The organism is Candidatus Thermoplasmatota archaeon, from assembly GCA_035540375.1.
Lineage (GTDB): Archaea > Thermoplasmatota > SW-10-69-26 > JACQPN01 > JAJPHT01 > DATLGO01.
Genome location: DATLGO010000067.1, coordinates 1 through 2,302 on the forward strand (window position 1 = coordinate 1; position 2,302 = coordinate 2,302).

The following is a 2,302-nucleotide window of genomic DNA, read 5'->3' on the forward strand; positions in this document are numbered from 1 at the left end:
CCGTGCCACTCCCACCCACCCCCTTCATATATCCCTTCCTGGCGGCTACTCTAGTGTATGACAACGCTCGCACCTCGCCCTGCCGTCCAGGTCCCTTTCATCTGTCCCGCCTGCGCCGGCGAGAACGCGGCGAACCTCATCGCGCTCAGCCGCGCCGGCGGCATCCGCTGCGTCGCGTGCCAGCGATGGCTGCGCTCCGTGGACGTCGCGAAGGCGATCCACGCCCCGCGCCGCGCGCGCTCCGCGGAGGCCCCGCAGAAGATCCCCGTCTCGCGGGTGCCCGACGTGCCGTCCCGGCGCGCCTTCATGCCGCGCCGCTTCTGACCGACCCGCGCGCGATACGTTCATGGCGCGGCGAGCCCCCTGATCCGCCGGGAGGCTACTCATGCTGCGATCCATCATCCTCGCCCTCGCCGTCCTCGTCCCGACCGCGACCGCCTACGCGGGCGACCTCGCGTGGGAGATCGACGAGCCGAACCGGCTCGAGCGCGAGTCGGAGGGCCAATCAAACTGCGTCGCCGTGGCCGCGGGCGGCATCGCGGACGGGCCGTGCCTTCGCGAGGACACGGCTCGCCCCGAGCGGGCGGACGGATTCCGCATCCTCGACGCGCACGTGACGTCCCCGGGCGTCGGCGAGCCCTCCGGGGCGGACCGCGTGTCGGCGTCGCGGGCGCGCCAGCAGGGCTTGAGCTACCAGCGCGACCTCGGCGAAGCGGGCGTCCGCCTCCTTCTGCCGGGCGCGGCCGTGCTCCGCGCGTGGTACGGGCATTGGGTCGACGAGAACGCGAACGGCGTCATCGACGTCGCCTGCGACGTGCCGACCGCGACCTCCACAACCTGCAGCACCTTCCACGCGGCGCACGAATGGGCCCCCCGGCCCGGCGCCATCGTTTTGGGATACGTCGAACCCGGCAGCCACCCCGCCGCAACGGAGACGAGCCCTCCCGGAGCGGGCGGGCCCGACGTGCGCCTCACCTACCGCAAGGACACCATGGACTACGAGCAGGCCGACGGCACGCCGACGCTCCGCCTCGACGGGTCGCTCCTCGGCGCCGTCCGCATCCTCGTCGTGACGGAGCCGCTTGCGGAATCGAGCCCGACCGCGACGCTGCCCTTCACCCCGACGGCGGATTCCCGCATCGACATCGACGTGCATCCGGCCCTCGCGCCGGGACCCGTCGCGAGCCTCTACGCGGCCACGCTCGCGCCCTTCGTGAACGCGATCGGAAGCCCGTCGGCGGGCGTGTGCGCGTCGCGCTGCGTGGTCTCGCCCGCGCTCCTCGCGGGCACGCCCGTCGAGGCCGAGGCGGGCGTGGTCGCCACCGCGACGTTCGCGCGCGACCCGCGCGAATGGGCCGAGGGCAGCGGCGCCTCGAGCGCGGGCCGCCATGCGGATCACCTCGCGGGCCCCGCCCCGTGGCTCGACGTCCTCGCCGCGAACGGCCGGCCCGGCGCCGACCCCTTCGCGAAGAGCGGCCCGCTGCTTGCGCGTCCCGACGGCGCGCTCCTCGGCGGCTGGCTCGCCTTCGAAATCTGGAGCGGGCTCTGGTGGGACCGCGACGCCGACGGCTTCGTCGGCGCTTCGGGCTATGCGAGCGGCACGCGACCCCGGCCCGACGACTACGCGGATGCGCGCGGCGAATGGCTCGGGATCGTGGCCAAGCGCGCGGGCGGGGGCAACGTCGAGATCACGCTTGCGCCGCGCGTCCCCTGGCCCGAAGGCGCGTTCCTCGCGGGACCCGGCGGAGGGCCCATCCCGTACGAGATCCACAACGTGCCGACGGGCTGCGCGACGCTCGATCCGCCGTGCGTGCGCGTGCGCGACGCCGACGCGTGGAGGGTGACGGACATGGAGTGGGTGACGTTGCGCGTCGTCGCCGACGCGAGCGCGTCCGGGCGCGCCGCGGCCTCCGCGATGCTCTTCATCCCGCCGGGATCGACCTTCGCGTTCGACCTCTGCGCGGAGAACCTCGAGATCGCGCACACGGTCGACGGGAATCCGACGCAGAGCGCCGTGTGGGACTGCGACGTCCTCTGAGGGCGCCCATGCGCCGCGAACGCGCGCTTGAGGCCCGCACCGGCCACCTCCGGTGGCCGCACGATGGGCCCCTCCGGATTTGAACCGGAGACCGACGGGTTATGAGCCCGCCGCTCCACCAGGCTAAGCTAGGGGCCCGGGTCAGCCGGAGATCGCTTCCCCGCACTTAGAGGGTGCGATGGGGATCGGAGGCGCCAGACGCCCCGGATCGGCGCGCGCGGGGCCGCCGCCTTCACGTCCTCCCGCGCCCCCGCACGCCTCCCC

At 74.0% G+C, this 2,302-nt stretch carries 2 protein-coding genes and 1 tRNA gene; 2 read left to right on the forward strand and 1 reads right to left on the reverse strand.

All coding sequences use genetic code 11. The features are described from left to right. Positions 1-57 precede the first annotated feature (57 nt). Together VM889_07845 and VM889_07850 are read left to right on the forward strand one after the other, a co-directional pair. A complete protein-coding gene (locus tag VM889_07845) occupies positions 58-324 on the forward strand; it encodes a hypothetical protein (GenBank protein ID HVL48453.1) in 267 nt (88 codons plus the stop codon). A gap of 61 nt (positions 325-385) precedes the next feature. Further along, on the forward strand, positions 386-2,038 hold the full coding sequence (locus tag VM889_07850) for a hypothetical protein (GenBank protein HVL48454.1): 1,653 nt from the start codon (positions 386-388) through the stop codon (positions 2,036-2,038). Between the two features lie 64 nt (positions 2,039-2,102). Here the strand turns inward: VM889_07850 and VM889_07855 are convergent. Beyond that, a tRNA-Ile gene (locus tag VM889_07855) sits at positions 2,103-2,176 on the reverse strand. Positions 2,177-2,302: the final 126 nt, after the last annotated feature.

Excerpts from the sequence above, each read along its gene's own strand:
- VM889_07845 (HVL48453.1), top strand. The coding sequence starts at position 58 with ATGACAACGCTCGCACCTCGCCCTGCCGTCCAGGTCCCTTTCATCTGT.
- VM889_07850 (HVL48454.1), top strand. The coding sequence starts at position 386 with ATGCTGCGATCCATCATCCTCGCCCTCGCCGTCCTCGTCCCGACCGCG.